A 26,469-nucleotide genomic window follows, 5' to 3' on the forward strand; every position below is an offset into this window, starting at 1 on the left:
TAAGTTGCAAAATGTATTTTTAAATTATCAGGGCCACATTTACATGGATGAATTGCTTAATTACGCTAAACAGTTAGCGGAGCAAAAAGTTGCAACACTAAACGCCCCGATTGCTAAACGCATTGCCTATGTTGTAAGTCATGGTCAAAGTTACGCCAACAATGGTTATGCAGTTCGTACTCAAGGTATTGCAAAAGCACTAAACGACCATGGTTTTGAAACACTATGTTTTATAAGGCCCGGTAGGCCATGGGAGTTTGGTGCGACGCAAAAAGTGGCGCCCGTTAGTATCATTGATGGTGTGCGCTATATTCATAGTAGGTGGGAAAAGGGCATTTCTCCACAAGGGGAAGAAAAGCACTTAAAAGCGTCTGTAGACAAATTTGTTGAGCTTTTTCGTGTCTTCCGGCCCAATGTTGTGCTAGCAGGCTCTAATTTTATTATTGGCTTACCCGCCTATGTGGCCGCCAAAAAACTTGGCATTCCTTTTTATAATGAAGTAAGAGGCTTTTGGGAGCTTTCAAGAGCTGCTAGAGAGCCAGGTTATGAACTGACGGACAATTTTAAACAAGAGGCTGCAAGGGATAGTTTTGTGGCCAAGCAGGCACAGCGTGTGTTTACGCTAAATCAGCCTATGCAGAAAGAGCTAGCGAAGCGTGGAGTTGATGAAGCAAGAATCAAAATAATTGGCAACGGAATTAATAAACTACCGGTTATACATCCAGCTAGCGAACAGCTGAAAAGCAAGCTAGGTATTCGGCCCGAAGATAAAGTGGTTGGCTATGTAGGTAGCTTTAATGACTACGAAGGTTTGGATATATTAGTTGCCGCATGCCAAGCCCTTATAAATAACGGTACTAATCTAAAGCTCTTGTTAGTGGGTGATGACAGCGTATCAGAAAAAATAGCTGGAAGCACAGGCGAGCATAGCTACCCATGGCTGATTACCACTGGCCGCGTAGCCCATGAGGAAGTCGCTGATTACTACGCGTTAATTGACCAAGTAGTGATCCCACGCAAAAATTTACCCGTATGCCACCTAGTGCCACCAATGAAGGCCATGGAAGCAACCGCATACAATAAGCCACTACTAGTGTCAGATGTCACAGCATTGGTCGATTTAAAGCAGGTCAATCGTCAGATTAGTTTCTTCAAAGCGGATGATGCGGAAAACCTGGCTAGTGTAATAGCGCAAAATCTGGCGCAATCGACCCACCACGGTGATACCCAAAGTGAAAAGATCACTTTCTATGAGCAGGTTAAGCCGTTAGTCGAAGCATTAGAGTCGGCAAACAAAGGGTGGGATGATAAAGCAGCTAAAGAAGCGTTTGCCACTGCAAATAGCCGCTTTTATAAACAGGGCGATATTTCCAGCACGCTTTCAATTTTGCATGAAATGAAGCTGCAAAGCGTTAAGTTTGATAAGCCGAAAAGAGATTTCCAAAGCTTTATTGAAGGGTTAGCGCGCTTAAAGGGCGGCTGGCCGCTGCCGCCCCGCCAGCCAAACGCTGGATTGATGACGCGCCGTCGTCATGCGCTTTACTGCTTACACCAATCAGTACCCCATGCCACCAATGGCTACTCCACGCGCTCCCATGGAATTGCCGTAGGTTTGCAGCAAGCGGGTTGGACAGTGCGGGCCACTACCCGCCCCGGTTTCCCGTGGGACGCAGGCGCTAAAGGGATAAACAAAGGTTATCATGAAGCCAATGTAGATGGCGTTACCTACGCCGCCGTGGCGGGGTGGAACTTAAATAAAACGCCCTTGGACTACTACCTGGCAGAAGCCGCCGACCACTATGTAAGAGAAGCGCAAACCAGCGGTGCTGAAATCATCATCGCGGCGTCCAATCACATCACGGCGTTACCTGCACTGATGGCCGCTCGCCGTTTAGGCTTACCGTTTGTTTATGAAGTGCGTGGCCTATGGGAAGTCACCCAGGCTTCTACGCAGCCCGAGTGGGCAGACTCAGAACGCTTTCACCTCATGCGCGAGCTGGAACAGCAAGCCGCCCGAGAAGCGGATTTGGTCATCACGTTAACCCATGAGCTGGCCACAGAGCTAGAGAGTTGGGGCGTTAAGCGTGAAGGCATCGTCGTTATTCCTAACGCGGTCAATGCCGAGTCCTTTGTACCCACTGCTCCAGACCCTGCCATTACCCACGAGCTAAAGTTAAAGCCGGGCGTGCCTGTCATAGGCTATGCTGGCAGCGCCGTAGCTTATGAGGGCCTAGAGCTTCTAATGGAAGCCATGGCAAAGCTGAAGCAAAACCAACAGGACTTTGTTTTTGTGCTGGTGGGCGACGGTAAAGTGATTGATACCGTAAAAGCGAAGGCTAAAGCGCTGGGTATAGAAGAGCATTGCCGGTTTACTGGGCGCGTACCTTTTGACGCCGTGCCGCGTTACCTCTCTTGCATGGATATCATGCCAGTACCGCGCCTCTCCTCAGCTGTTACGGAAATGGTTTCGCCGCTCAAGCCGCTTGAAGCCATGGCCATGGGTAAAGCGGTGGTGCTTTCTGACGTTTCCCCACACAAGGTAATGGCAGGTGAAAACCAGCGTGCGCTGCTGTTTAACAAAGACAGTGTTGAAAGCCTCACCCAAGCGCTGACAAAACTGATTACTCAACCTGATGAACGCGCTCGATTAGGCCAAGCCGCGCGCGAGTGGATTGAAAAAGAGCGCACCTGGAAGTTTGTTACTAATAATTACCACCATGCACTGCAACGCGTGCTCAATAGCAAGGTAAGTGAGCCAATACAGAAAACAGCTAAAACCCTAGACCAAATCACCCTGGGGTTGATTGCCGATCAGTTCACCACCGACACCCTGGCAAGCGGTGTCAAGGTGGTTAAGCTTTCGCCAGAGAACTGGCAGCAAGAGTTAACCGATCAACCCATTGATGCGCTCTTTGTAGAGTCCGCATGGAAAGGCAATGACTGGGTTTGGCACCGCAAAGTGGGCTATTACGGTGAAGAGGAGTTCGCACCGCTCACCGCCTTATTAACGCACTGCCGCCGTCAGGGCATTCCTTCCCTGTTCTGGAATAAGGAAGACCCGGTACACTTTGACCGCTTCCGTAAAGCCGCGTCACTTTGTGACCATGTGTTCACCACGGATAGCCGCCGGATTATCCCCTATCTAACAACGCCAGGGGCGCTCACTCAGAGCGTTAGTAGCTGCGCCTTCTATGCATCACCAAAGATTCATAACCTGCTGCCTTCAAAGCGGGCATGGCAACCTACGGCAGCCTACGGGGGTACTTACTACGGCAAGCGCTACCCAGAGCGCACTGAGTATATGGATAAGATCATGAGCGCGGCAGCACCGCTTGGCCTTACCATCTATGATCGCCAGCATGACGACCCTGAATCACCCTATAAATACCCCGGTGGCTTGGGCAGCTATGTGGCCGGTAGTCTCAGCTATGAAGAGATGATCGAAGCCTACAAAGCCCATCCGGTTCAAATCAACGTGAATTCGGTACTGGATTCACCCACCATGTTCTCTCGCCGGGTAATGGAGGCCGCCGCCTGTGGTGCGCCCATTATTTCAGGCCCCGCACTGGGCATGAACCGCTACCTGGAAGCAGCAGGGCATGTGGTGCGCACGGAAACCGACGCTGCCCAAGCGCTTGAAAACCTAATGCATCACGATGCCTACCGTTGGCGCGTGGCATTAAAAGGGGCAAGGGCAGTTATGCGTGCCCACACCACGCAAACACGCTTAACCCAGATGCTGCGAACCGCCGGTATGGTGGTAAAAGCACCGGAACTGCCTAGCATAAAGCTCTACTGTGAAACGGTTTCTTTGATTGCCGCTGAGGGATTGGCAAATCAAACCCTACTACCAAGCCACATCGTAGCTTCCCATTGGGTTCCTGGGGCCAAACAGCTACTAGAGGCGTTGGGTATTACTTGCCAGGAAGTAGAAGGGGCGTTAGCACAAGCAAGCGAGTATTGGCTGTATGCCGAATTGCCAGCGCTGGAAAGCCTTGAAGCAGAGGATATAGAGGACTTAGCGTGGACAACCACCTATGCCCAGCATGCACGCATAGGCTTCATCCGTAGTGAGCAGCTGGAAAGTGGCGGCTGGCCAGGGGTGGCATGTGAAAGCGACAAGATAGAACGGGGCTTCCAGTTAATACATGTTGGCCGTCAACTGCCCCCCAACGGGTTGGCAGAGTGGGCAAGCGGCGAAAATACACTGGCGCTACGTAAACCCCATCAGCGTTATGCCCAGGCACCTAATGTGGAGCCCGTTAAAACGGTAGTGATTGCCGGGCACGACCTGAAATTTATCAAGCCGTTTTACCCTTACTTTACAAAAGCAGGCATGCGTTTACTGCTGGATTTCTGGAGCGGTCATAACCAGCACAATGAAATTGCCAGTAAGCGCTTAGTGCGCCAAGCGGATACGGTCTTCTGTGAATGGATGCTGGGTAATGCAATTTGGTACGCCAAGAACAAGCGCGAAGATCAGAAGTTAGTAGGGCGGCTGCACGCCCAGGAACTACGCAGTGCCCTATTTGAAAAAGTGCCGTTTGAAGCCTTTGAGACGGCTATTTTTGTGGGGCCGCACATGCTTCGCCAAGCCATTGCGCGCAACCCCGCACTCGAAAAAAACGGTGTGGTAATTTATAACGGTGTAGATGTAGAGGCGCTTCAAGCGGTGCCACGTAAACCGACTAACGGCAAAGTACTTGGTATTGTCGGCATAGTACCGCAAAGCAAACGTCTGGATCGCGCGCTGGATATTCTTAAAGAGCTTCGCAGGGAAGATACTGGCTACACGCTACGCGTAAAAGGGAAGCGACCAGAAGAATTCCCGTGGATGTTAAACCGCCCTGAAGAGATGGCATGGTATGAAGAGCAGTATCGCCGCATTAAGGAAGACCCTTTTTTAAAAGAGGCTGTTTTTTTTGATCCGCAGGGAAACGATATGCCGGAGTGGTATTCGGGTGTGGATTACATATTATCTGTTAGTGATCATGAAAGTTTCCACTTGGCAGTAGCAGAAGGAGCCGCAGCGGGGTGTAAGCCTGTAGTTTTATCTTGGGAAGGGGCTCAAGAAATATACAATTTCTTATTCATTTGTTCAGATATTCATTCGGCAACTATCTTAATAAATTCATATCCGCCCATATCATTATCAGAGCTTGAGAAATTTATTAAGAAAATAAAAAATGAAAAAGTTTGTGAGGTGTTATCTTTTATTTTATGCGAGCGTGTTAAGGGGGAGAGATGAGTATTAGTTATGCGCCTGTTTTTTATTATAATAAAATTGAAAATGAAAAGGCGGTTTTTTCAAGAGCTAAAGAAGTTCATTTTGGTACATCGAGTTGTTATTTTGAAGGCTGCGGAGTAATAAATGGTACTTTGGTAAAAGATGAAAAAGATTTAAGAGGAGAATTGATTGCTGGCTTTAGCTTCAGAGATTCTTGGAATCTTTGTAGTGGTAGCTATTGCGCATATATAAAAAGAAATGATTGTCTAGAAATCTACCCCGACCCATTAGGTGCATGTCTTCTTTTTAAATATGAAGATGAAAAAGTAATTGCATATTCATCTGACATGAATGAGTTGCTTTTTTTTATTGACAATGAACTTTGTGCAAAAGTAGAGCCTGATATTTTTTATTTAGCTTTGCTTCTTAAAGTGGGTAACGGTGCGTATGGTTATACAAGTTATAAAAATATTAAAGTAATTGATTCTAGAGTTTGTATAACTATAACTGATCAAGGGGTTGGCGAGGAAGTTTTTTTTGATTTTAGATGCGATGAGCTTAAAGAAAGTAATTATGAATATTACCGCGACTGTGCAATAGCAGATATTAAGAGAAATGTTAAAGCGGTGCAAGAAAGTTCTATAAAAAATGTCATTTGTCATATTACTGGTGGTTTTGATTCTCGTTTAGTGGCAGCTGAGATAGCTCGAAGAGATTTTTCCGATAAAATATATTTCTTCTGTTCAGGGCCTATAAATACACTTGATAAAAAAATAGCATATGGTTTGGCTCATGATTTAAATTGGAAAGTCACTGACTTTAATGGCCTAATCAGTGATGGGTGTTCTTTTGAAGACGAATTGGATTTTTTAAAAAAAGGGGTTGGCTTTGCTTCAGGAATGAGAGCGAACTGCGTTGTAAATGAAAACCATAATAAAACAGATGAATTTATTATTTTAAGTGGTGGTTACGGTGAGTGTTTAAGAAGTTTTTATAGTCATAGAACAATTAATGAGGATTTGTCAAGTATTTTGAAAAAGAATTCACTGCTTACCAGCGGGGTAGAAAAAAGAGTAGAAGTGTTAACTAAAAAATATTTAGATGACTATGTTTTAAAGGGACTAAGAGTTGATCAGGCATTGGATCTAATGTATGTAGAACAAAGAAATCGTTATTTTGTCGGGAATATAGCTACACTTTTCAGTAGAAAAACCCCTAGACTAGACCCACTGTATTCTATAAATGGAGTTAAAGCTAGTCTGTGCTTGAAAGCTAAAGAACGCGCAGATAATCGTCTTGGGTTTGATATCATGAAAGAGATAAATAAGCGCTTTTTAGGTTATTCGTTTAATTCAAAGAAATTCGGGGATTCTGTTTTTGAATATAGTGATATTAAAAAAAGTGATATGCTGAAAAGTGTTGCAGATTATGATAACGAGTTGCATAAGCATATTTTTAAAGAACAATGTAATAGTGGATATAAAAGGATAATGAGTAAAGAGGATGTGGATTATGCTAATAAAATTAAGGCTTCACCTTGGCAGGTCTCACAATATAGTAAGATTCAAGATGCGTGTAATAAATTGGTTGTGAATATTGAAGATGATGGTTGCCTAGATAAAAACTATATTAGTGATATTCTAAAAAAAGAAAAACCGCAAAATAGAGTCGAGCTTAGAGACATATTTTCATTGTATAGCTTTCTGAGTTTCTTCGAAAAAAATGCTAATAAGGCTATAGAATGAAAGTTTTTTATAGTATGAAAGAGGCATTGGAATACAGTAGTGAGCACAGTTTTTTGTTGGTTTATAGGCATGTTTTTTTTCCTGTTTATATAAACTATAAGGGCAAAGAGAATTGGCTGGTTTTTACACCTGGAGCTTGCTCAAGAAATAAACCAATGCCAATTTTTCAACGATCGAGTTATAGTGAGCATGTCGATGCCAATGTCATATCATTGTTTGATCCAGGTTTGCTTCTAAATAAAAATCTTACCAATACATGGTTTTCAGGAACACCTGCAAGATATTTTGGTGATTATATATCTGACCTTTTAAAATCTTTTTTTAAAAGTGTTGATATTGAGGGGGAGAACGTTTTTTTATTTGGAACGTCGGCAGGAGGATTGCCAGCATTTAAGATAGCTCAGAAATTAAAAGGAGCAACAGTTTGGTGTGGTAATATACAGACAAAAGCCTATAAACATTCGGCATTTAAAAAAATGCTGCCAGTGTTATATCCTAACAAGATAGAGTCTGAAGTTGTTAAAGAGTTTTCAAATAGATTTGATATTTCTAAGATGGATGGAGATTTCAAAGTTTATTATTTTCAAAATAGAAGTGATGAGTTTCATTATAAAAACCATTATAAACCTTTCATGGATTGGTATTTTAGTAGTAATGCAAAAATGAAAGTAGTATTTAGTGAGTACTACGATGTTGAGTCAGGCCATGGCTCAATTGGCAGACTTAAAGAGTATGAGATTATAGATAAAATGTTAAGAAAAGATTTTCTTTACTTTAACTGGATTGATTGTACTCATGAATGATGAACACATGCTGGCTAAATATATTGGCAATCCTGAAGTCTTTTGGCCTTTATCACATCAAAGAAATGCATTAAAAATTAAGCGTGCACTTGATAAATGCGGCTATGGTAGCGATAAAGATTACGTATGGAAAATAAAAGATTTTGTCAAATTTCGTTCCGATTTTTACGCTAGACATCTTTACATAGTAAATACTGGGAGCGCTGGCTCTCATTGGATTGAAGCAATGTTAGGTCTATTGCCAGGTTTTTACAACGGAGGAGAGATTTATTTTCCTAAAGAAATTAAAAAATATTTGTCAGGATTGAGTAGTAAAGAAGCAAATGAGTTTCTGGATGCTATTTATGTGATTCACTCAGGTGGAATTCATAAAGACTCTTTGACTGCCACAATTAGTAACTCTGCAAATTTAGCAAACCATAGGCAAATTTCTGATTTTAGTTTAAATAAGAAAGTTGTGCTTCTTTTAAGGGATCCTGTAGATGTTGTTATATCCAGAACTTTTAGAAAAAATGAGTATAAAAAAGATATTGCGCCGTCTCTAGATGATAACGAATATTTGGAAAGAAACTGTAAATACGTCGAAAATTTTTATAATCAACTTGATTTGAGTAGTTTTGATGCTGTTATCAGGTATGAAGATTTTCTTGAAAACACATTGGAAAGTCTAAAAGCGCTTGCTAATTTAATAGGTATTGATGCAAGTGAGGCAGAGTTTGAAAGAGCTGTAAGAAAAACATCTCAAAATGAAGAGAAAAATATGCTTGAAACAAAAGGGGAAACTTTAACAAATATTTATATGGGTGAGAAAAATGACCATGATTGGGCGAAAGTTTTTGTGCGTAAAAAGTTGAATGATATATTGGTCAAATATGAATATTTCTAATTCTTTTCTAATTTTATTAACTTTGTGATTGAATAGTTGGTTTTTAAGATGAGGTGTTTTAGTTGATGTGAGTAATGTTCGATTTAGGAGTTAAAGTTGATTTACTTAAATAAAGAAAATATGGTTTTTTTAAAGCCAAGAAAGGTTGCTGGTACTTCTTTTGAGATGGCCTTAAGTCGCTTTGCTTTAAACAAGGATATTGTTACACCCATATCACCTGACGATGAGCAAGAAAGAAAAAATTTGGGCTTTTGTTCATGCCAAAACTATTTAGATCAGAATGGTAAGCAAATATTTAATAATCATATTTCAGCTGCTGATGCTAAGAATAAACTAGAAAGATCCATATGGGAAGAAGCAGAGAAATGTGCCATAGTTCGTAACCCTTTTGATGTATATGTGTCTTTATTTTACTATCATAATGGTCGTGAGGCAGATATATCTAAGCTTTCAGACTGGTATTTAGGTGGTAGGGGAACATCATATCTCGGTGTTAATCATAAGCAATACTTTATTAAAGGTGAAATGATTATTGATCGCTTTATCCGGTATGAGAATTTTGAAGAAGATATTTTAGAACTGGAGAAATCTGTGCCAAGTTTCAAAGGTTTGTACGATACATTCCGAAATATTAAGGCTAAGTCGGGAGTAAGAAGTAATGCATCATATGAGCTAGAAGCTGTATACTCAAAACACCCTGATCTTAAGAGCGAAATTGGACGGTTACATAGCTTTGAAATAACTAATTTTGGTTATACTGTTCTATGATTGCTGTGAAGGCTTTAAGTGAAAAATTATAAATTTGTCGTTCATGTGGGTTACCCAAAAGCGGCTTCTACTTCATTGCAAGATGCTCTTTTAGATTCGGCTGCTTTCCTCAAGCAAAAGGGTATTTTGTACCCAGCTACTTTAATGCCACAGGGCTCTTCTAAGCAAGAAGAGCTTTTTCGTCTTGTGCGATTGAACAAGATCGATAAAATATTCGCATTGCTCAAAAAAGAGTTGGATAGCGCAGAGCATGTGCACACTGTTTTGCTATCAACAGAATCGATTGTTAATCAGTTATATAATATTGACCCTTCCTTGTGGTTAAAGCTTTTTGATGGAATGAAGCGATTTGGTTCATTAGAAATTTTTGTTATACATAGAGAAACCAATAGTTTTTTGTCTTCGTATTATAAGCAGGCGGTTATCAATCAGCCGTCTTCTCTTATGGATTTTTATGGGACACCACTAACTCAGGCTGATTTTTCAAAGCTAACAGCAGTGCAAGAAATAACGAATTTAGAGGGTGTGCTAAAAACGCTGAAAGAAGTTTCAAAAGCGCCTGTTAAAGTATTCAAGTATCAGAAAGATGTAGTGAACAAAGTAGTCAACTGGCTAATTGATGACCATTTATCTGTAGAAACTCCTAGGTTGAGTAACGTTAGTTTACAGCCGGAAGAGGTTGAGCTGATTAGACAAATCAATGCAACTAAACCTTCAGTAGACAACAGAAACGCATGGTTGAATGTGTTAAGTCACTGTTGCCCCCTTGGCAGCCGTACAGCGCTTACGCTTGCAGGTCGTGCCAATGAGGCTGATTTGCAGCAGTTAGATGCAGGCTGGCTATTAACGGTTCTCCCCGCGCAGAACCCTGAACTAGGTGTAAATGATAATAAGTTATTATCGTTAGCTAAAAAAGCTTACGAGTGGTTGTCCCAGCATCAGAGGGAATGTAGTCTTAATCAATCCTTACAATATGAAGATTCTGCGCTTATGCCCTTAAAAAAAATGGATATGGTTGAGCTTGAACGCTGTGTAGTTAAAAAAATAGAGCGAACGGTTACCACTTCTTCTAATGTATCTCTTGGAGAAAAACTATTTACTGCTAAAAAGCTTGAGCTTGCCCCCTTCGCAGCGGTGAATTTTACGGGCTGGGGAAGTTGGGAGCAAGACCCACTCAATAATCGCAGTTGGCAGTGGCGGCTTAATTGGCTTTCATTTCTCTCATATATACTCGCTTATCATCATAGAAAAAGTAACGATGCGATTCTCAACTCTGGAAAAAAAGCTATAGAGTCTTGGTTAAATGCGTATTTAGATACCGATACCGAATACTCGTTTGAATTTATATGGCATGACCATGCGACGGCCCTGCGTGCTGAACAATTAGTACTGTTTTCCTACTATTGCCGGGATAAAGCGCCAGAGTGGTCAGCGCTGAATACTGAGTTTTTAGAATATTTAGAAAATGCATTGATAGTACACGGCGAATGGCTTGCAAAAGATAGCTTCTACTCGGAGCATACGAATCATGGTTTGGAACAAGCGCGGGTACTACTACTGCTAGGTACGGTGTTTGAAGGCAAGCAGGCAGAGGAGTGGCAACAAATTGCAATTCAGCGTATTAGCAGTGAGTTGCAATTTGCGTTTACAGACGAGGGCGTTCATGTCGAAAATAGCCCTGCTTATCATATTTTCGTTTTTAAGGTGTTTCTAGGTATTATCAAAGATTACCCTGACAAGGTATTGGGGGATCTGGCCAGTCAATTTAGCCAATTTTCTGCAAAAGCACTGAATTTTATTACCCATATTTTACGGCCAGATGGCCTTTTGCCCCCTATTGGTGATACTGAGCAATTACCCACCACTGATGCTTACAAAGAGATGTTTGGTAGCACTAACGAGTACCAGCACTTTTTATATGCTCTTAGTCAAGGTAAACAGGGTGTTAAGCCTGAACAGTTGAACGTGGTGTATCCAAAATCGGGTTATGCTGTTTTTAGAGACTGCTGGCCAGGAAGCGAAAAATATAAGCAGGCGCTTCACGCTATTGTTAAAGTGGGCTGCTCTAGTCGCTACCATCACCAGCAAGATGAAGGACACGTTAGTATTTATGCAGGTGGTGAAGATTGGCTGATTGACTCAGGTCTTTATAACTATATTAATAAAGACCCTATAAGAAAGTATATGCGCGGTCGCCCTGGTCATAATGTGCCGATTGTATCCAATGCTTCCTATGATAAAGAGTTTGAGCACAGGCTGAGCGCTTGGCGTGTTATAGATTATAGCGAAAGGGAGGTTCTGCCACATGTTGCCATGCAGCTTGAAGTGCTTCGGCCAGTGGTTCAAACCCGTCAGGTCTGTTTTAGCCCAGTCGATAAAGAGCTAACCATTGCAGATCACTTTGTTAGTGAGGATAATCAGTCGCGCAACTTTACTCTGCAGTGGCATATCCCAAAGAATAAAACAGTAACGGTAAATGGCAACCAGATCAACGTAGAAAGTGCTCTTGGTCAAAAGATGATGATTGAGTTTGATGGCCCTGAGCCAGATAATATCTCTGTAGTCAAGGGTGTTAAGCAAGACAAGGTGTTTAGCTGTATTTCTTATAAGGCTAACCATTACGAACCTAGTCAGGTTATTAAGGTGGCTTATACAGAATATGCTGACCTCGCGATTAAAACGTGTTTTTCGTTTGAGCATGTATTGCCCGATAGTGGATCTAATGGTGAAGTAAACAGTGTTGTTAGCAATACTCCAGAGTTCGCTTCGAAAAATATAATAAGTTATCTCTATGACAAAGTACGGCGTGAAACGCCGCTTGTAGTTGTGGCCTGCGGCGCTGAGGAAGCAACTATCGGGATCGCTAAAGCCCTGCGTGAAAATGGGATTGGGCGCTTGGTGATTTTAGAAAATAGTGAAGAGCGCGCAGAAAAAATTAAGAAAAACTTGAAAGAAAACTACCTCCAGTCATGGGTTGAGTGGCGAATGGGTGATTTGACGCCTTGGCAAGGCGATGATTTTAATGTCTCACCAGCGCAACAAAAAGCCTGTTGGTTTCCCCTTGAGTTAATCGAAGATTTAGAAGCAGTCGATTTTGTTTGGGTTGCTGACTCATTTAATAAAGATTCTAACTTTTTTTGCTATCTAGCGTTACCAGCTTTGCTTGAACGTTTAAGCACCCAAACCCAGATCTGGGTGAATGGCATAAGTGCTCCAATTGAAGAAGAGCTCTGCAAGCAATGGGCAGAGCACCATGGCTTTGAGTTTGAGTATTTGTCTCGTAAAAATGGGCTTGGTGTTTTGAGCCGCAGATAGAGCTTCTGAGAGGGCGGGGCGCCTGTCAGTATTTTTCGTGGACGTCTCGTGCTCTTTGTTACCAAGAGCAACATTTCAGCCCCTTTTTTTCATTATTTGTTATTTATCATTGATGTCTCATGGTTAATTAATCACCACACACAGGAATATTTATGTGCGGAATTGTTGGCGCGGTTAGCGCAAAGGACAGCACGGCTTTTCTTCTGAACGGCCTATCTACATTGGAGTATCGCGGTTACGATTCTGCGGGTTTAGCGTTGCTTTCAAGTGAGCAAAACAGTGGTTTGCAGCGTGCCCGCTCGAAAGGGCGTGTGGCTGAATTAGCCGCCCTTGTGAAGGAAAAGGCGTTAGCCGGCAATGTGGGTATTGCCCATACTCGTTGGGCCACCCACGGTGTACCGGCCGAGCGTAATGCCCACCCACATATTTCCGGTGGGTTAGCGGTGGTGCATAACGGCATTATCGAAAACTACGAAGCGTTGCGTATTCAACTGCAGGGCTTGGGTTATGAGTTCACCTCAGACACCGACACCGAAACCATCGCTCACCTGATTCAAGCCTGCTTTAAAGGTCAAATTGGTGAGCCTGCGGAAAATCTCTTTTCTGCTGTGCAGTGTGCCGTTAAACATCTTAAAGGTGCCTTTGCCCTGGCGGTGGTTAGCGAAGAAGAACCGGATTGCTTAGTGGTTGCCCGTGAAGGTTCTCCGTTAATGCTGGGTATTGCGGATGACGGCCACTATGCCGCTTCAGATGCATCGGCGCTTATCTCCGTTACCAAGCGCATGATGTACCTGGAAAACGGCGACGTGGCCCGTTTAAGCCGGGAAGCAGTGGTGGTGGTTGATCGCATAGGCCAGCCTGTAGCGCGTAAGGTCATTACATCTACCCTGACCGCTAATGCCGTCGAGCTGGGCGACTACAGCCACTACATGCAAAAGGAAATCTTCGAGCAGCCCCAGGCGCTTAGTAATACGCTGGAAATGATTAGCGGGGCAGGGCAGCTACAGCCGGGTATTTTTGGTGCGGAAGCTGCGGCGATTTTTGATCAAGTCGAAGCCGTTCTGATTTTGGCCTGCGGTACCTCCAGCTATGCGGGTATGACCGCTAAGTACTGGATTGAGCAAGTGGCGGGTGTGCCTTGCAACGTGGAAATTGCCAGTGAGTACCGTTATCGCCAAAGTGTTGCTAACCCTAAACAGTTGGTGGTCGTGATCTCCCAGTCGGGTGAAACGGCGGATACACTGGCTGCCCTTCATCACGCAAAATCGTTAGGGCATACGCATACGTTAGCGATCTGCAACGTTCCGGAATCCGCCATTGTGCGTGAAACAGCGCTGCGCTTTATTACCCGTGCCGGGCCTGAGATTGGCGTTGCGTCTACCAAGGCGTTCACCACTCAGCTAAGTGCGCTGTTCCTACTGACTCTGCTGCTTGCCAAAGCTAATCAGCGCTTAAGCGAAGCGGATGAAAAAGCTTATTTGGATGAGCTGCGCCATTTACCTATCGCGGTAGATAAAGTGCTAGCGCTTGAGCCCAGCATTGAGAATTGGTCTAAGCAGTTCGCTGACAAGCAACACGCACTATTTTTAGGCCGTGGGCGACATTACCCCATTGCGTTGGAAGGGGCGCTTAAGCTTAAAGAGATCTCCTACATTCATGCCGAAGCTTACCCGGCGGGTGAGCTGAAGCATGGCCCCTTGGCGTTAGTAGATGCTAATATGCCGGTAGTCGTGGTGGCTCCCAACGATGAGATGTTGGAGAAGTTAAAAGCCAATATGCAGGAAGTCAGTGCCCGTGGCGGTCAACTGTACGTATTTGCCGATGGTGATAGTGCCGTGAAATCATCCGAAGGCGTGAATGTACTGATGATGCCAGAGCATTACGGCCTGCTCTCACCGGTATTGCACGTGGTAGCGCTTCAGTTGCTTTCCTACCATGTGGCGTTGGTGAAAGGCACAGATGTGGATAAGCCGCGTAATTTGGCTAAGAGCGTGACGGTAGAGTAGTGCCAGTGGGCGTCGTTCCGACGCCTATCGCGGGTGCCTCATTCGCTCGTGCCTCGCGTACATCATGAGCACTCATTTGGGGTGGCTGTTCGAAGCACGTGGCGAGCCCCAAGCCTTTTGAAAAGAGCCGAACCTGCGGGCTCTCAAGAATGGATTCTAGCCAACTTCACGCGGAAGTAGTTGCGTTAGTGGCCGTTGTATAAAGGAGATTTAGCGAATGTCACTTTTTTTTGTGCATATACCTAAAACTGCCGGAACAAGCTTTCGACGGGGTGCTGAAGCGTATTTTTCGCCAGAGCGAATTGTTTATGATTATGGCCCGAACGCTAAGGCAACGTCTCCTTTTGTGAAGGAGTCTTTGCATGTTGATCAACCTGATTTCTGGCAGTTCAAAAAGGCACTTGATAATCCTGCCATGATCGTAGGGCATGTGCCTATTGTGCGGTTTGTTTCCCTTTGGGGGGTGGGAAACACCATTACCTTCCTACGTGAACCGCTGCAACGTATTGCCTCTGAGTATGCGCACTTTGTCAGGAATAAGAATTACACGGGAAGCTTCAAAGAATTCTATTTAGACCCAGGGCTGCGTAATCGTCAGCGCAGGGCTCTTTACGGAGTAAATCTTGAAGCCATCGGGTTGATAGGCTTTACAGAACGTTATTCTGAAAGTCTGGAAATGTTGAATGATCGTTATGCAACCCGCATTCTCGAGCGCGAAGACAATCGGGGTAAATCTCGTCTAGAAGACGAGTACGAGCTTGATGAAAAAGATGTCATCGAACTCAGGAAATTGAATAGGCGAGACATTGAGCTTTATCAGTACGCCTTAGCATTGTTTGATTCACGCTATGCGATGTTCAAGTCGAACCAACCCTGGGCGCATGCTTGTATTGAAGAGGCTAATACGGAGGGTGTCAGCGGTTGGGCTTGGTGGGCGGATGAGCAAGATGCGCCGGTAGAGATCGAACTGTGGGTTAATGGTGAGCTTTCTAGTACTGTGCTCGCAGTGAAATTATGCAAGGAATTATGCCATTTGCTGCCACCCCGTGGCGGGTATGTGGGCTTTAATCTACCTCTGAAGCTGTCTCCACTTGATACGGTGCAATGCCGTGTTGCCGCAACGGGGCAGTGGTTTCCGCCAAACCCGCGTAGTGTCGAGGAAACGGTGACGTAATATCTTCAACGTCAGTCGGGTTCTGGCAAGATAACCCAGCTTATTAGTGTCGCTCCTACATGAAGATCAGCCGGATTTCTGGCACTACTCGCTGGTGTTTGAGCACAAACCTTGTAGCGAGTAGTAAGCGCCAGCACACCCGCGGGAGCCGCGCGCAGCGGTACCGGGGTTGGGCTTGTGTGGGGAAGGTTGGTTGTGTGCCATGGGGCGTCGTGCCGACGCCTTTCGCGGGTGCGCTGACGCTACGAAAGCCCTCACCCCTCACATCCTTCACCTAAAACGGAAACACTAGCGGCGTTATCAGAAGTACCGCTGCTGAGTAGGTGACGCTGACAGGCAAGCCAATCTTTAAGAAGTCAGTGATACGATAGCGGCCGGGGGAGTAGACCATTAGGTGGGTCTGGTAGCCAAACGGGATTAAAAAGCAGGCGCTGGCGCCGTATGCCACGGCCATTACAAACGGTAGCGGGTCGGCGCCAAAGGCGTGGGCTGTGCTCCAGGCGACCGGAAAGGCGAGTGCGGCAGCGGCGTTGTTGGTCACGGTTTCGGTGAGTAGCAGTGTTAGTAGGTAGCAGCCAACAAATGCAGCATAGACACCGTAGCCACTGAACAGCCATTGCATACCGCTGGCTAGCAAGCCCGCCGCGCCTGAATTTTCCAGCGCTTGGGCAATTGCTAGTGCCGAACCAATAATCAGCCATAGCTCAAACGGGAAGCGGCGGCGCAGTTCCGCCAGGCTGATCACCTTCATCAGCAGTAGCCCGCCCAGCATTATCAGCAGCCCGTGGAACAGTGGTAGCACATTGGCGGTGGCCAGGGCGATCACCGCTGCGAAGCCACCTAGGGTGAAAAGACTCTCTTTGCCAGTCAGCTGCGGCCTTGTAAAACTACCGCTAAGTAAGTGGAAGTTGCGGTCTAGGTTGCGGTGCTGCCGGAAATCAGCGCTTACCGCTAAAAGTAAGCAGTCACCCACGCGCAGGGGGATTTTACCCAACTGGCCCTCTAAGCGTTTCTCTCCACGTCGTATGCCCACTACCCCTGCGCTAAACATGCTACGGAAATCTACGTCTTGCAGAGTTTTTCCTGAGAGTTCGGACTCGTGTGAAATCACCACCTCTACCAAATTAGTCGCCAGCAGGTTGTCGGCCTGATGACCAAATAGATGTAGCCCAGGAAAGCGCTGTAGGGCTTGCACCTTGCCAACTTCTCCCGTGAAAACCAGCGTGTCATTGGCTAGCAGTTGCTCTTTCGGTGCCACGGGGCTAATCAAGCGCCCGTGGCGCTCTATTTCCAGCAAGTAGAGCCCCTCCAGGCTACGCAGGCCATTCTCTTCGATAGTTTTGCCGATCATCGGCGAATCGGGCTCCAGGTCGGCGGCTAGAAAGTAGGAGAGCTTTTCATTGGTATTTTCCAACGGGTGGTGCGGCAGGGTATTTGCGCGCCACATTAGAACGCATAGGGTCACCAGCGCCACGGGAATGCCCACTAGGCTGAACTGGAACATGCCCAGCTCGCTGCCACTGGCGCTTAAGTTAAACGAGTTCACCACTAGGTTGGTAGAAGTACCCACCAGTGTAGTAATACCACCCAGGATAGAGGCGTAAGAAAGCGGGATTAATAGCCGAGAAGGCGCGATACGCTGCTGGCGCGAAATAGCTCCGAGAAAAGCAGCCACCACGGCGGTGTTATTTAAAAATGCGGAAAGCACTGCCGTACTGCCCATTAAGCGTGCCGTCGCCAGCCGTGGGTGACCCTTTAGCAAGTGGCGCGATAGCCAGTCCAGCAGGGGCGAGCGCTCAAGCGCTAGCGATACCAGCAGCAGAAGCAGAAGCGTGGCGAGTGCTGGGTTGGTGTATTGGGTGAGCAGGGTGGCGGTGTCGACAAAACCGAGTAGCAAAAAAATGGCGGCTAAGGTGACAAACGCAATGGCAGGCTTTACGCGCCCGCTGATTAACAAGGCTAATAAAATAGTAATAGAAAACAGAACGGCCCAGGGAGTCATGGTGGGTCCTTAAAAACGTTAACGTCATGGCTTGCTTGCTGGATTTTACGCAGGCTTTTATGATGGTGTCTAATGAATGCCAATTTTTGATCTTCTATTACTTTAAAACTGTATTTAATACAGGTGGTTATCGTTAATTTTGAGCATTAAACATTTATCGCCTGAAAAGCTCAATGAACGTCGCATGCAAGCCGTAAAGCTCCGCTTGGATGGATTGACCGTTGCGGTGGTAAGCCAGCAAACCGGGCTCTCTTCCCCGACCGTCTCGGCTGCCTGGAAGGCGTTTCGTGAAGGTGGCTGGGCGGCAGTGCCGGTGCGTCCCCGGGGCCGTTTAAAAGGGCAGGCCAACGTCCTTGATAGCGCTATTCAACAGCGGCTGTGGGAAGCGCTGCATAGCCAGCCCCCCGCTGAACAGCCAGGCTGGAGCAGCGCTGACCTTGCGGCTTTTTTACGCGATGAGCTCGGCGTCGAGTTGACCCAGCGCGGCATTGAGCACTGGTGGGAAAACCAAGGCCTGAAACATGAACCGTGGCCGTTAAGCGCATTGGCTAAGCAACGCTCTCAACAGGGCCGGTGGTATCGGCAGGCTGTGGAGCCACTGCTTGGCAAATTAAAAGACGCCGATCAGCGTTGGCAGGGCGGTGTGCGCCGGGTGGCGCATCCACAGGGTTCGGTTTATCAGCTCTATTTGCATGGCCCGCGTGGACGGTTGTGGATGCGTTGTTTTAAGCGCCCTCCATTGGCAGGTCATTATCTAGCCGCTATGCAGACGCTGATTGGCAAGAGTGAAGAAAATAAAGGGCCAATCGCCTTGGTATTTCATGGCGCTTGGTTGTCAGCCAGCCCGGAAGTAACGGCTTGGCTGACGCAACAAACGATGTTTTGGTTAGTGCCGGTACCTGCCGATATGGGCTTGTCTGCCTAGCGCTGAAGAGCAAATTTTTTCACGCTACGTTCTTCACACCATTTTTTTTCACACAATTGTTGGGATAGATGATGACATCACTCACCCATTTACAGCGACTGGAAGCGGAAAGCATTCAGATCATGCGCGAAGTGGTTGCCGAGACTGAAAACCCGGTAATGCTTTACTCCGTTGGTAAAGACTCCGCGGTCATGCTGCATCTGGCCCGCAAGGCCTTTGCGCCTTCGCCGCCACCGTTCCCGCTGCTGCACGTTGATACCCGCTGGAAGTTCCGGGCCATGTATGAATTCCGCGACAATATGGCGGATGATATTGGTATGGATCTGCTGGTGCACATCAACCCGGAAGGGGTTGAGAAAGATATCAATCCATTTACCCATGGCTCGGCTATCCATACCGACATCATGAAAACCGAAGGCTTGAAGCAGGCGCTGGATAAGTACGGCTTTGATGCAGCTTTCGGTGGCGCCCGGCGGGATGAAGAGAAATCACGCGCTAAAGAGCGTATTTTCTCGTTCCGCACCGCGCAGCACCGCTGGGATCCGAAAAACCAGCGCCCCGAACTATGGAAGCTGTATAACACGCGCAAAAATGGCAAAGAGTCGATTCGTGTGTTTCCGATCTCCAACTGGACCGAGCTGGATATCTGGCAGTATATCTACCTGCAGAATATTCCCATTGTGCCGCTTTACTATGCCGCCGAACGGCCAGTGGTTGAGCGCGATGGCGCGCTAATTATGGTCGATGACGAGCGTATGCCGCTAGAGCCGGGTGAAGTACCCATGATGCGCAAGGTACGCTTTCGTACCCTCGGCTGTTACCCGCTAACTGGCGCAGTTGAATCAGAAGCGGACACCTTGCCCGCCATTATTCAAGAAATGCTGCTGACCAAAACATCGGAACGCCAGGGCCGGGTGATTGATAGCGATAGCGCGGCCTCCATGGAGAAGAAGAAGCAAGAGGGGTATTTTTAATGTCTCACTCATCTGACCTGATTGCTGAGGATATCGAAGGCTACCTGAAAGCCCACGAGCACAAGGGATTGCTGCGCTTTATTACCTGCGGCAGCGTCGACGACGGTAAAAGTACTCTGATTGGCCGCTTGCTGTTTGAGTCCAAGTTATTGTTTGAAGACCAACTGGCAGCGATAGAAGCGGACTCGAAAAAGTACGGCACCCAGGGCGGCGAGATGGATTTTGCGCTGCTGGTGGATGGTCTGGCCGCCGAGCGTGAGCAGGGCATTACCATTGATGTGGCGTATCGGTTCTTCTCGACCGAGAAGCGCAAGTTTATCGTTGCAGATACCCCAGGGCACGAGCAGTACACCCGCAACATGGTGACTGGGGCTTCCACCGCTGATGCGGCTATTTTGATGGTCGATGCGCGCCACGGTATTTTGACCCAAACCCGTCGCCATAGCTTTTTGATGTCGTTGATGGGTATGCGCCACTTAGTGGTGGCGATTAACAAGATGGACTTGGTCGACTACTCCAAAGCGCGTTTTGACCAGATTGTTGAAGAGTACCGCGCTTTCGCCAAACAGCTGGGTCTGGAGAACATCACTTTCATTCCCATGTCGGCGCTGAAGGGCGATAACGTCATCGAGCACAGCGCCAAAATGCCCTGGTACCACGGCACAACGCTGTTGGGTTACCTGGAAACCGTCGAGCTGGATGCGGAACACCTTCAGCGCTCGCCTTTCCGCATGCCGGTGCAGTGGGTCAATCGCCCCAATCTGGATTTCCGTGGTTTTACCGGTATGGTGTCCAGCGGTGTGGTACGCCCCGGCGACCAGATCCGCGTTCAGCCTTCCGGTAACACTAGCACTGTCTCGCGGATTTATACCCTGGATGGCGACTTGGAAGAGGCCGTTGCCGGTCAGTCGATTACGCTGCTGCTAGACGATGAAATCGACATCTCCCGTGGCGATGTGATTTCCGGCGTTGACCAGCCAGCTCACACCGCCGACCAGTTCGAAACCACCCTGGTGTGGATGCACGAAGCGCCGCTGTTACCTGGCCGCCCTTACTTGATGAAGCTGGGCACTCAAACGGTTTCGGCGACCGTGACGGATATCAAATACCAGGTCAATGTAAATACCCTGGAACACACTGCGAGCAAGCAGCTTGATCTGAACGGTATTGGTATTTGTACCCTAAGCCTTAACCGTGCCGTTGCCTTCGATGCCTATAAAGACAACCACGATACCGGTGGCTTTATCCTCATCGACCGTATGACCAACAATACGGTTGGTGCAGGCATGCTGCACTTCGCCTTGCGGCGCAGTCAGAATATCCATATGCAGCATGTGGATATTGATAAGCAGGCGCGTGCATTGGCAAAAAGCCAGAAGCCCGCGGTACTTTGGTTTACCGGACTTTCCGGGGCGGGTAAATCGACCATCGCTAACCTGGTGGAGAAAAAGCTCTTCGCCCACGGCCAGCATACCTATTTGCTGGATGGCGATAACGTGCGCCACGGTTTGAATCGTGATTTGGGCTTTACCGACGCTGACCGGGTGGAAAACGTTCGCCGGGTGGCGGAAACCGCCAAGTTGATGGTGGATGCCGGGCTGATTGTCATGTCGGCGTTTATCTCGCCTTTCCGCAGTGAGCGTCAGTTGGCGCGGGATCTGTTGGAAGCGGGCGAGTTTATCGAGATATTTGTCGATGCACCGCTGGATGTCGTTGAAGCACGTGACCCGAAAGGCCTCTATAAAAAGGCCCGACGTGGGGAGCTGAAAAACTTCACCGGCATTGATTCCGCTTATGAGTCGCCTGAGGCGCCGGATGTTCATTTGAAAACATCTGAAATGGATGCAGAAGAAGCCGCCGACGCCGTGATCGCAGCGCTGCGTGAGCGTGGAATGATTAGCTGATTGGAATGCTCTAGCTGTCAGGTAGTGGCGAGTTTGGCCGCTACTTGGCAGCTTTTTTATGCAAGGAAGAAGCGTATGTTTGTTATTGATCAAGCCCTGTTGGATGCTGTTGAACACATCGCTCGTGATGCAGGCGATGCCATTATGAGCGTTTACGCTCGCGAGTTCAGCGTGGAAGAGAAGGACGATAAAAGCCCACTAACTGAGGCTGATAAAGCCGCGCATAACGTGATTATGCGTGGTTTGCAGGCGCTGCCGGTGCAGATCCCCATCCTTTCTGAAGAGGATATAGAGGGTTTTACCGGTGCTGATGTTGAAGGCCGTTATTGGCTAGTCGACCCGCTGGATGGCACCAAAGAGTTCATTAAGCGTAACGGTGAGTTCACCGTCAATATTGCCTTGATTGAAAACGGTAAGCCGGTGCTCGGCGTGGTAACTGCCCCGGCGCTTGACGTTGGCTACGTGGCCGCACAAGGGCTGGGCGCGTTTAAGGTGGAAGCCGATGGAAGCCGCAAAGCTATTGCCGTGGCAGGTAAGCCTAAAGCGGGTGTCACTTGGCGGGTAGTGGGTAGCCGCTCGCACCCGAGCCCTGATTTGGCCGCTTGGCTGGAACAGCTGGGTGAGCACACCATGCTACCCATGGGCAGTTCGCTGAAGCTGTGCATCATTGCCGAAGGTTTTGCTGATGCTTACCCCCGTTTGGGCCCTACCTGCTTGTGGGATACCGGCGCTGCCCACGCGGTAGTGCTTGAAGCAGGCGGCCGAGTAGAAACTCTGGAAGGCACCCCGCTTAGCTACGCCACCCCCAGTGAAAAGCTTAACCCCTATTTTGTGGTGTGGGGGTGCTAGTTCAGCGGCCGGCGCTGCCATTGCGGGTTCGTCACCAGTAAAGGGACGCTAGTATCGCTTTTGTATTGATCATAAAACCTGAACTGATGCTATGTTTGAAGTCGGGCGGGGCTCAATAACAAAGGGAAGATGGGAATGGTACAAAAAATAATGGTACAAAAAATAAAGCTAACCTCTATTTTGACCGCAACGGCTCTTGCTCTGCTGCTATCTTCTTCTGCCTTGGCGGAGGAAGTGTTTAGCGAGACAGCAACCGGTATGGTAAATGCCGCTGTTCAAGCGATCTGCGATGGTGATAAAGACAGACACCTTGCAATGCATCAACGAAAAATCGAACCCGATCCATATTATGACGAAAAGTTTTCTGCCTTCCATGAGGCATGCAAAGAGAACGGTATCGCGGATATTGAAATAATAACCGAGCTTGATGATGTATTAATGCAAGAGCAAAAGCGTCGCTTTCATATTGATGCAAACATACTTATGGGAGACGGGGCATTGTACGCAACCACGTTTCGAGTGGTTTGGGGGGCATTCGGGGCCCCAGCGGGCACTAATCCTGTTGAGGCGTGGAGGTTGGGTGGCCTTAGTCGAGTTGAAGTACCCATCCTTAAAGAAGTCCAGACTGTAGATTAGCTTTACTATAGTGAATATTCATTCAAGGTCGTTACCACACTCTGCAACGCTTATACTCCCTGGATTCACGATTCACGATTCACGATTCACGATTCACGATTCACGATTCACGATTCACGATTCACGATTCACTTATTAGGTTACTAAATAATGCGTAAATTTTTCGGCACTGACGGCGTACGCGGTCGCGTGGGGGAGTTTCCCATGACCCCTGATTTTGCAATGAAGTTGGGGTGGGCCGCAGGCCAGGTATTGGGCGCTGAAGGTGTTAGGGAAGTATTAATTGGTAAAGATACCCGTGCCAGTGGGTATATGTTGGAATCGGCGTTAGAGGCGGGCTTTTCTGCGGCGGGTGTGAATGTTGCCCTGGTGGGGCCATTGCCGACCCCTGGTGTTGCCTATTTAACCTCTACGTTTCGGGCGGATGCGGGCGTGGTGATCAGCGCCTCCCATAACCCGTTTTATGATAATGGCATTAAGATTTTTGGGCAGGGTGGTCATAAACTTAATGATGTTCAAGAGCAGGAAATTGAGCGTTGGTTGCAGGTTGCTATTGACGGCGGCATGACCTGCGTTAGCTCCGAGAGACTCGGTAAAGCACGCCGTATTGATGATGCCGCTGGTCGTTACACGGAATATTGCAAGGCTAACCTGCCAGGGCATTTGAGTTTGAATGGCCTGAAAATTGTTATCGATAGTGCCAATGGTGCGGGCTACCGAGTAGGGCCTGCTGTTTTTCGTGAGTTAGGCGCCGAGTTAATTAGTATTCACGACACGCCCAATGGTCTCAATATCAACGAAAACTGCGGCGCGACGGCTATGCAGAGCTTGTGTGATGCAGTGCTGGCCCATCACGCAGATATGGGCATAGCCTTGGATGGCGATGCTGACCGCCTGATGATGGTGGATCATACCGGTACCGTGGTCGATGGCGATGAGCTTTTATATCTACTTGCGAAAGAGGCTAAGCGCGCGGGTTACACTGGTGGTGTAGTGGGCACTCAAATGAGTAACTTGGGGCTTGAGCAGGCGCTCGATGGATTGAATATTCCTTTTAAGCGCGCCAAGGTAGGTGACCGCTATGTGCTGGAACAGCTAAACGCCACGGGCTGGCGATTAGGCGGGGAAGGCTCTGGCCACTTGCTAAGCCTTGATCACGCCTCCACTGGCGATGCTATCATCGCCTCACTGCGGGTGCTTACCAGCCTGCTAGCGCAACAGGCAACGTTATTTGACGCAAAGCAGGGTATGCACAAACTCCCACAAACATTAATTAATGTGCGTTATACCGCCCAAGCAGGGCATGATCCTCTTGATACCCTAGAAGTGCAGCAAGCCGTCGCACAAGTCGAACAGCAGCTTGGCCAAACGGGCCGCGTGCTGCTGCGTAAATCCGGCACGGAACCCTTGATCCGCGTGATGGTCGAGGCTGTGGATGCTGGTCAGGCTCAAAACTGTGCCCAACAAATTGCTGATGCGTTTTCTTAGGCGATCACGGTAGGTTTTCCTGTTACACGAGGTAATGACTTTTGACATCATCTTCAACGCTTAGCTTGCCCTCTGAGTATAAGACCGAGAAATATTTGTCAGATATCGCGGACATCGAGCAAAGCCCTTGGTTTGATGCTGACTGGTATATGATGCAATACCCCGATGTAGCTGTTTCCGGTATGTCGCCCGCACAGCATTACCTGCTGCTGGGGGAGGCTTGGGGGCGCAAAGCTGGCCCGCGTTTTGATGCCGAGTATTACCTTAATAACCATCAGGATGTCGCTAAGGCGGGCGTTAGTCCATTATTGCACTTCACACGTAATGGCGAAAAAGAGGGGCGCATGCCAGTTGACCTGCTGGCGCACCAGGTTGAGGAGCTACTGTGGCAACAAGCTGACACCTCGACGCATTTAAAGACACTGAACGGCTTGCTTATTCATCAAGACCCCTGGGAGGCCAGTTATGCAGCATGGGCGCTGGGGCGTTGGTTTGCCTGGCAAGGAGAGTGGCAACAATGCGCGGAAGTGTTGTCACGCCGCCGCTCGCTGCAAGATGTTAAGCCCGCTATGGCGGCCCCATGCTTATTGGAGGTGGAAGCCCTGGTCAATGACGGCCAGCTCGTGGAGGCTTGGCAGCGTATCCAGCAATTAATGGTCGCATTCCCCGACTATCCTGACACCTCCTTAGCGCTGGCTAATTTGTTGGCAGTGCAGGCCGCTACCCTGGCTGGGGAGCCTGCCACACCCCCTGCGTCTTCACAGGCACGCGCGCTAACGGAGCAGTTTCGTTTACGACATATTAACGCGCTGTTTACCCGTGCAAAACACTCTCCGCTCGCCCTTAGAGATGCTAACCAGCCCTTAACGCTCGATAACTTAACTTCCGACAGTTTAACGCACGAAAACACAGCAAAGGCTCGTTCTTCTACGCGTGAGAGCGGCGAGCTGGTCAGCGTCATTGTGCCGTTATTTAATGCAGAGGCCCACTTGGCAACGGCACTGCGCAGCCTGGCTGAACAATCTTATGCCAACATAGAAGTTATCGTGGTGGACGATGCGTCTACCGATAACTCGCTAGCTGTGGCCCAGGCATTTAGCCAGCAGGATTCTCGCTTTCGGGTGCTAACTCAGCCCACCAACCAGGGCGCTTACGCGGCACGAAACCGTGGCTTGGCAGCATCGCAGGGGGCATTTATCACCGTTCACGATAGTGATGATTGGTCGCACCCTCAAAAGCTTGAAGTCCAGGTGGCAGGCTTGGAAAGCAAGCCAGAATGGCAGGCGTGCTTTAGTGATTGGGTTCGCTGTTCTACTGAAATGCTATTTACTCGTTGGCGTGTTGAAGCGATGGATGGATGGATTTATCGCAATACGTCATCGTTTATGTTTCGGCGGAAGGTTTTTGAAACAATAGGGTTTTGGGACGTGGTGAGAGTGGATGCTGATACTGAGTATTTCCAGCGCTTTACGGCTGTCTTTGGCGCTAAAGCCTTTGGTGGCGTTAAGCGAGGCGTTCCATTGGCCTTTGGCCGTAGCTTGCCTGCCTCTCTTAGCCAGGCAGGCCCCACACATTTAGTTACCCAGTTTAACGGGGTGCGCTGTGATTATCGTTATGCGGCGGCCCAGTGGCACGAGAGCGCCGAACAGCCAAGCGATTTGTACCTGCCGGCCCACCCAGGTGTTCGCCCCTTCCCAGCACCAACTGCCAACTTGCCCGGTTGAGCTGGTATCCTATTGCCCATTTATTACGTGTTAGGAATTCATT

16 protein-coding genes are annotated in these 26,469 nt (G+C 47.8%); 15 read left to right on the forward strand and 1 reads right to left on the reverse strand.

Annotation, left to right across the window (positions count from 1 at the left end; genetic code table 11):
* The first annotated feature begins 43 nt into the window (after positions 1-43).
* The 8 genes from J7J49_RS07200 to J7J49_RS07235 all read left to right on the forward strand — a co-directional run bounded on the left by J7J49_RS07200 (position 44) and on the right by J7J49_RS07235 (position 15,924).
* A complete protein-coding gene (locus J7J49_RS07200; RefSeq protein ID WP_215091370.1) occupies positions 44-5,248 on the forward strand; it encodes a glycosyltransferase in 5,205 nt (1,734 codons plus the stop codon).
* Positions 5,245-6,972 (forward strand): hypothetical protein, encoded by a 1,728-nt coding sequence (locus tag J7J49_RS07205; protein WP_215091372.1) that lies wholly within the window; start codon positions 5,245-5,247, stop codon positions 6,970-6,972. The genes J7J49_RS07200 and J7J49_RS07205 overlap by 4 nt, the downstream gene beginning before the upstream one ends.
* Complete coding sequence (locus J7J49_RS07210) at positions 6,969-7,775, forward strand: hypothetical protein (RefSeq protein ID WP_215091374.1); 807 nt, start codon at positions 6,969-6,971, stop codon at positions 7,773-7,775. The genes J7J49_RS07205 and J7J49_RS07210 overlap by 4 nt, the downstream gene beginning before the upstream one ends.
* The gene (locus J7J49_RS07215; protein WP_215091376.1) at positions 7,768-8,661 is read left to right on the forward strand and encodes a sulfotransferase domain-containing protein; all 894 of its coding nucleotides are present in this window, start codon (positions 7,768-7,770) and stop codon (positions 8,659-8,661) included. Before J7J49_RS07210 ends, J7J49_RS07215 begins: the two co-directional genes overlap by 8 nt.
* Positions 8,662-8,757: 96 nt before the next feature.
* Positions 8,758-9,429, forward strand: coding sequence for a hypothetical protein (locus J7J49_RS07220; protein WP_215091378.1), 672 nt, complete (start codon positions 8,758-8,760; stop codon positions 9,427-9,429).
* A gap of 18 nt (positions 9,430-9,447) precedes the next feature.
* On the forward strand, positions 9,448-12,744 hold the full coding sequence (locus tag J7J49_RS07225) for a heparinase II/III family protein (protein ID WP_215091379.1): 3,297 nt from the start codon (positions 9,448-9,450) through the stop codon (positions 12,742-12,744).
* A gap of 152 nt (positions 12,745-12,896) precedes the next feature.
* Positions 12,897-14,750, forward strand: coding sequence for a glutamine--fructose-6-phosphate transaminase (isomerizing) (gene glmS / locus J7J49_RS07230; protein WP_215091381.1), 1,854 nt, complete (start codon positions 12,897-12,899; stop codon positions 14,748-14,750).
* A gap of 217 nt (positions 14,751-14,967) precedes the next feature.
* Positions 14,968-15,924: a sulfotransferase family 2 domain-containing protein gene (locus J7J49_RS07235; RefSeq protein ID WP_215091383.1), complete on the forward strand. Its 957-nt coding sequence runs from the start codon at positions 14,968-14,970 to the stop codon at positions 15,922-15,924.
* Between the two features lie 274 nt (positions 15,925-16,198).
* Here J7J49_RS07235 and J7J49_RS07240 read toward each other — a convergent pair whose 3' ends face one another.
* Positions 16,199-17,926, reverse strand: coding sequence for an SLC13 family permease (locus J7J49_RS07240; RefSeq protein ID WP_215091385.1), 1,728 nt, complete (start codon positions 17,924-17,926; stop codon positions 16,199-16,201).
* Between the two features lie 184 nt (positions 17,927-18,110).
* Here J7J49_RS07240 and J7J49_RS07245 point away from each other — a divergent pair, with 184 nt between their 5' ends.
* From J7J49_RS07245 to J7J49_RS07275, 7 genes are all read left to right on the forward strand, one after another.
* Positions 18,111-18,851 (forward strand): helix-turn-helix domain-containing protein, encoded by a 741-nt coding sequence (locus tag J7J49_RS07245; RefSeq protein WP_215091387.1) that lies wholly within the window; start codon positions 18,111-18,113, stop codon positions 18,849-18,851.
* A gap of 71 nt (positions 18,852-18,922) precedes the next feature.
* Positions 18,923-19,825, forward strand: a complete 903-nt coding sequence (gene cysD, locus J7J49_RS07250; RefSeq protein ID WP_215091389.1) for a sulfate adenylyltransferase subunit CysD — start codon at positions 18,923-18,925, stop codon at positions 19,823-19,825.
* On the forward strand, positions 19,825-21,729 hold the full coding sequence (gene cysN, locus J7J49_RS07255) for a sulfate adenylyltransferase subunit CysN (protein ID WP_215091391.1): 1,905 nt from the start codon (positions 19,825-19,827) through the stop codon (positions 21,727-21,729). The genes cysD and cysN overlap by 1 nt, the downstream gene beginning before the upstream one ends.
* Before the next feature lie 75 nt (positions 21,730-21,804).
* A complete protein-coding gene (gene cysQ, locus J7J49_RS07260) occupies positions 21,805-22,578 on the forward strand; it encodes a 3'(2'),5'-bisphosphate nucleotidase CysQ (protein ID WP_215091393.1) in 774 nt (257 codons plus the stop codon).
* Between the two features lie 135 nt (positions 22,579-22,713).
* The gene (locus tag J7J49_RS07265; protein ID WP_215091395.1) at positions 22,714-23,214 is read left to right on the forward strand and encodes a hypothetical protein; all 501 of its coding nucleotides are present in this window, start codon (positions 22,714-22,716) and stop codon (positions 23,212-23,214) included.
* 150 nt (positions 23,215-23,364) lie between these two features.
* Positions 23,365-24,702: a phosphoglucosamine mutase gene (gene glmM / locus J7J49_RS07270; RefSeq protein WP_215091397.1), complete on the forward strand. Its 1,338-nt coding sequence runs from the start codon at positions 23,365-23,367 to the stop codon at positions 24,700-24,702.
* A gap of 95 nt (positions 24,703-24,797) precedes the next feature.
* Entirely contained in the window at positions 24,798-26,426 is a 1,629-nt protein-coding gene (locus tag J7J49_RS07275; RefSeq protein WP_251048182.1) for a glycosyltransferase family 2 protein, read from the forward strand.
* Positions 26,427-26,469: the final 43 nt, after the last annotated feature.

The sequence above is a fragment of the Halomonas sp. ISL-56 genome, assembly GCF_018612805.1.
GTDB lineage: Bacteria > Pseudomonadota > Gammaproteobacteria > Pseudomonadales > Halomonadaceae > Vreelandella.